The organism is Megasphaera sp. UBA4233 (assembly GCF_002395615.1).
Taxonomy (GTDB): domain Bacteria; phylum Bacillota; class Negativicutes; order Veillonellales; family Megasphaeraceae; genus Megasphaera; species Megasphaera hexanoica.
In genome coordinates, this window is the sequence record NZ_DGXL01000028.1 from 1 (window position 1) to 4,631 (window position 4,631).

Annotated in this window: 5 protein-coding genes and 1 pseudogene; 4 read left to right on the top strand and 2 right to left on the bottom strand. The window is 52.5% G+C overall.

Going from position 1 to position 4,631, the window contains the following annotated elements:
- A partial coding sequence (locus tag B2U90_RS10115; RefSeq protein WP_292016846.1) for a 4-hydroxyphenylacetate 3-hydroxylase C-terminal domain-containing protein occupies window positions 1-235 on the top strand: 235 nt, incomplete at its 5' end.
- A 30-nt stretch (window positions 236-265) separates the two neighbouring features.
- Window positions 266-814 (top strand): annotated as a pseudogene (locus tag B2U90_RS10120) (pyruvate:ferredoxin (flavodoxin) oxidoreductase); the annotation flags it as partial.
- 122 nt (window positions 815-936) lie between these two features.
- Here the strand turns inward: B2U90_RS10120 and B2U90_RS10125 are convergent.
- Together B2U90_RS10125 and B2U90_RS10130 are read right to left on the bottom strand one after the other, a co-directional pair.
- Window positions 937-1,191, bottom strand: coding sequence for a hypothetical protein (locus B2U90_RS10125; protein ID WP_292017702.1), 255 nt, complete (start codon window positions 1,189-1,191; stop codon window positions 937-939).
- 5 nt (window positions 1,192-1,196) lie between these two features.
- Entirely contained in the window at window positions 1,197-1,490 is a 294-nt protein-coding gene (locus B2U90_RS10130) for a NifU family protein (protein ID WP_059075702.1), read from the bottom strand.
- Between the two features lie 235 nt (window positions 1,491-1,725).
- Between B2U90_RS10130 and B2U90_RS10135 the strand changes: the two genes are divergently transcribed.
- A complete protein-coding gene (locus tag B2U90_RS10135) occupies window positions 1,726-2,823 on the top strand; it encodes a glycerol dehydrogenase (RefSeq protein WP_292017703.1) in 1,098 nt (365 codons plus the stop codon).
- Between the two features lie 203 nt (window positions 2,824-3,026).
- Complete coding sequence (locus B2U90_RS10140; protein WP_059075704.1) at window positions 3,027-4,394, top strand: pyruvate carboxylase subunit B; 1,368 nt, start codon at window positions 3,027-3,029, stop codon at window positions 4,392-4,394.
- Window positions 4,395-4,631 lie beyond the last annotated feature (237 nt).

Below are 4,631 nucleotides of genomic sequence, written 5' to 3' on the forward strand. Positions count from 1 at the left end.
CGGGCCGTATGTCGATAAATACCTTAAAGGTGTATCGTCCGTATCGACGGAAAACCGCCTGAAAGTCCTGCGTCTCATCGAAAATCTCTGCCTGGGCACGGCCGCCGTCGGCTACCGGACAGAATCCATGCACGGTGCCGGCAGCCCGCAGGCACAGCGCATCATGATTTCCCGTCAGGGTAACCTGGAAATGAAGAAAGAACTGGCTAAGAAGATTGCCCATATTGAAGAATAGTACATGACGAATATGTAAGGGGAGAACTACATCATGGTAAAGGAAGTGTACTCCAATACAGGCGGCCAGTCGTCCAAATCGACGCCGACGGCAGTTATTGCCAAATTTGCCTCGGCCGGCAAGCGGGTCCGCAAAAAAGACCTGGGTCTCATGGCCATGTCCTACGGTTATGTATACGTCGCCCAGATCGCTATGGGTGCCGACAAGCAGCAGACACTGAAAGCTATCCGTGAAGCCGAAGCCTACCACGGCCCGAGCCTGATCATTGCCTATGCGCCGTGCTCCAACCATGGCATCAAAGCCGGCATGGCAAAGACCCAGCTGGAAGCCAGGAGAGCCGTCGAATCGGGGTACTGGTCGCTCTACCGGTACAACCCGGACCGCAAGGAACAGGGCGAAAATCCGTTCCACCTCGATTCGAAAGAACCGACAGAAAGCTTCCAGGATTTTATCAGAGGCGAAGTACGCTATGCTTCCCTGATCCAGAAATTCCCCGATGCGGCACCGCAGCTCCTGCAGCAGGCTGAAGATGATGCACGGGAACGGCGGGAAACGTACAAGAAATTAGCGGCCTTGTAAGAGCCATCCTCTTACTTCTCATACAATACAATCCTTCACTAAAAACGAAACGAACCTGGTCCTCCTGAGTGGGACCAGGTTCGTTTCGTTTTGTCTGCTGCCGTATACGATGCAGGCAGTCGTTATAGCAGGGACCGTACAGCTGTAAAATCGTCGGGACACTGCAGCGTCACGATGCCCTTTTTTGCTTCGAGTCCTTCCGTATTGGCGCAGATGCAGGGGCAGCCGCAGACGATAAGCCAGTAATCGGCCTGACGGGCGCCGTGGGCCGCATAGACCCAGGTATGGCCGGGGAAATCTCCCATGAGGCGCTGTACTTCCTGCGCCCGGTCGTACGTGCTGTTGCAGCCACCGCAGTACTTGATGCCGATAACCATAGCCGTCACCTTGTATGATGCTGGCTGAGAATGGCTTTTGCCTGGGCGATGAGGTCATCGCTCACGCTCGTGTCGAGGATGACGTCTTCGATTTCCGGGAACACCGCTTTCAGCCGTTCGGCAACGATTTCTTCCGTCGTAATCGTCGCCGACGGACAGCCGCTGCACATACCGGTCAGGCGGATATATACCTTGCCGTCAGTAAAATCCTGCAGTACTACATTGCCGTGGTGCGATGCCAGAATAGGGCGGATATCCCGTTCCAGTACCTGTTCTATATCCTGTGTCGTAATAGCCATACAAAAGGCCTCCATTTCCATGCATATAATAATGAATATATGTCTTATTGTATAATGCCAGGCAGAGAATGTCAAAATGAAAAGCTCCATGGATTCTATGAAAAATACGAATATACAAATCCATACGTAAATTCGTATAAAAATCTTCCTTTTCTTCCCATTCTATGGTAAAATCGTCTGTATGAGAAGGTATTATTTTTATGCAAAGGTATAGTATCAAGGAGGTTTACGTACAATGGCAGTAGTACTCAGAGACGTAGGACAGTATATTCAGGGCGCAGGTGAACTCGACAACTTGGGGAAATTCGTAAAAAAACTGGGCAATAAGTTCTTGCTCATCTGTTCCCCCAATAATAAACAGCGTATCGGCGACCGCATCGAAACGGCGCTGAAGAGCGTAGAAAAGGAAATGGTCTATTCCGAATTCCACAACCAGTGCACCATGGAAGCCATCGAAAAGGCCGTAGCCGACGGAACGGCTGCCGGCTGTGACATCATCATCGGTGCCGGCGGCGGCACGGCTATCGATACGGCCAAAGCCGTGGCAACCAAAATGGGCGGCATCCCCTGTGTCATCATCCCGACCATCGCATCCAATGATGCACCCTGTGCCGGCCTTTCCGTCGTCTACAATGAAGAAGGCGTCGTCGTCAAAGTCATCAATATGGTCCGCAACCCCGACGTCGTTCTCGTCGATACGGGCGTCATTGCCCAGGCACCGCGCAAATTCCTCGTATCCGGCATGGGCGATGCCCTGGCTACGTATTTTGAAGCCCGCGCCTGCTGGCGTACCGGTGCCCGCACCATGGCACGGGGCAACTGCTCCCACACGTCACTGGCTATGGCCAAGCTCTGCTATGACCTCCTCCTCGAACATTCCGCCAAGGCTCTGGAAGCGGTAGACCGCAACGAAGTGAACCAAGACCTGGAAAACGTCGTCGAAGCCTGCATTTACCTCAGCGGATTCGGCGCCATTTGCGGCGGTCTGGCTGCTGCCCATGCCATCAATGACGGCCTCGGTGCCGTACCGCAGATTCATGCCAACGGCACGTCCCACGGCGAAAAAGTCGCCTTTGGCCTCATCGCCCAGCTCATCCTCGAAAAAGCTCCGGAAGAAGAATGGAATACCGTCCTCGACTATATCCACGCCGTCGGCCTGCCGTCCACACTGGCTGATCTGGGCGTAACGGAATTTGTCGAAGCCGACATCCGCCGGGCTGCTAAAATCGCCGCATCGCCGAAAGAATTCACCAAAAACGTCCGCGCCGACATCACTGCCGATGAAGTCTATGAAGCCATCCTGGCTGCCGATAAAGCCGGCGCTGCCAAATAAATTCCTGCAGTAGCGAAACTGACAGGATAAGGAAAAGAACATTTCCTTCATGCATATAAATCATGAGGGAATGTTCTTTTTGTCTATACACGTAAGGGGAGTCTGTCTTATTGCAGCCAAATATGGTATAATACCTGTATATGTCTTTAGTACCACGTAATAGTACTAGATTTTATAGGATGAAACCAGATGGAGGATATAGAATGGCTCAAGTAAAAATTACAGAAACAGTGCTCCGCGACGGGCATCAGTCCATAGCGGCGACACGAATGCGCCTCAGGCAGATGCTGCCCGTGCTGGAAGCAATGGATGACATCGGCTATAATGCCCTGGAATGCTGGGGCGGCGCTACCTTTGATACGTGCATGCGCTTCCTCGATGAAGACCCGTGGGAACGGTTGCGGACCATCAAGAAATACGTCAAAAAGACGCCTCTGCAGATGCTGTTCCGGGGACAGAACATCCTGGGATACCGCCATTATGCCGATGATGTCGTATACGAATTCGTCAATCGTGCCGTTGATAACGGCATAGACATCATCCGCGTATTCGATGCCCTCAACGACCCGCGCAACATGGAAGCAGCCATCAAGGCGGCCAAAGACACGAAATCCGTCCATGTACAGGGAACATTGGTCTACACTATCAGTCCTATCCACACGCTGGAATCGTTTACCCGCGTAGCCGGCGAACTGGAAGACATGGGCGTCGATTCGGTCTGCATCAAGGATATGTCGGGCCTCCTGGCTCCGTATGACGCCTACAACCTGGTACGCATGCTGAAAAAGCACCTCCGCGTGCCCATCGAACTGCATACGCACTGCACCTGCGGCTTTGGAGAAATGACCTATCTCAAGGCCATCGAAGCCGGCGTCGATATCATCGATACGGCCCTGTCCCCCTTTGGGGAAATCACCAGCCAGCCGGCCACGGAAACAATGGTCATGGCCCTCCAGGGGAGCATCTACGATTCCGGTATCGATATCGAAAAATTATGGCCCCTGACGGAACACTTCAAACAAGTCCGCAAGGAACTGGCCGACGAATTCAAACTGACCATGCCGGCCCAGATTAATCCGGCTGTCCGCAAATACCAGATCCCCGGCGGCATGCTGACCAACCTGTACAACCAGCTCAAGAACCAGGGTGCGGAAGACCGCTTTGACGACGTACTGGCCGAAATGCCGAACGTCCGTCGCGATCTGGGCTATCCGCCACTGGTCACACCGACCAGCCAGATTACCGGCTCGGCGGCTGCACTGAACGTACTCTTCGGCCGCTATAAAATCATTACCAACGAAGTCCGCGACATCGTCCGCGGCAAATACGGCCGTGTACCGGGTACCATCTCCGAAGAATTCCGCAAAATGTGCATCGGCGACGAACCCGTCATCGACCACCGTCCGGCCGACGACCTGGAACCGGAACTGGGCAAAGCCAAAGAAGAACTGGCTAAAGAAGGATTCCCCGATGCCAGCCCGGAAGACGTCCTGAGCTATACCCTCTTCCCGGAAGTAGCCCTGCCGTTCTTCAAGAGCCACAAAAAGAAACAGACCCAGGAAAAAGCCTGAGTGAGAACATAAAAACCAAAGCATCCATAAACCCAGCGGTTTATGGATGCTTTATTTTTATGTATAGAGTAGGTCATGTGTATTTTCTCCGTCTATGGGACGTATTATATAGATTTCATTAATCCTGTTTTTGCTACATCGTATAATGAAGTGAAATCATATGTTGGAATTCTATATGTATATAAAGTAAGCATATGAGATGGCAATACGCGGAGTGAACGTACCCCCGTCTATAGA

What these genes read in the sequence shown, in the direction of transcription:
- B2U90_RS10125 (WP_292017702.1), bottom strand. Translation starts at nt 1,191, where the DNA reads ATGGTTATCGGCATCAAGTACTGCGGTGGCTGCAACAGCACGTACGAC.
- B2U90_RS10130 (WP_059075702.1), bottom strand. Translation starts at nt 1,490, where the DNA reads ATGGCTATTACGACACAGGATATAGAACAGGTACTGGAACGGGATATC.
- B2U90_RS10135 (WP_292017703.1), top strand. Translation starts at nt 1,726, where the DNA reads ATGGCAGTAGTACTCAGAGACGTAGGACAGTATATTCAGGGCGCAGGT.
- B2U90_RS10140 (WP_059075704.1), top strand. Translation starts at nt 3,027, where the DNA reads ATGGCTCAAGTAAAAATTACAGAAACAGTGCTCCGCGACGGGCATCAG.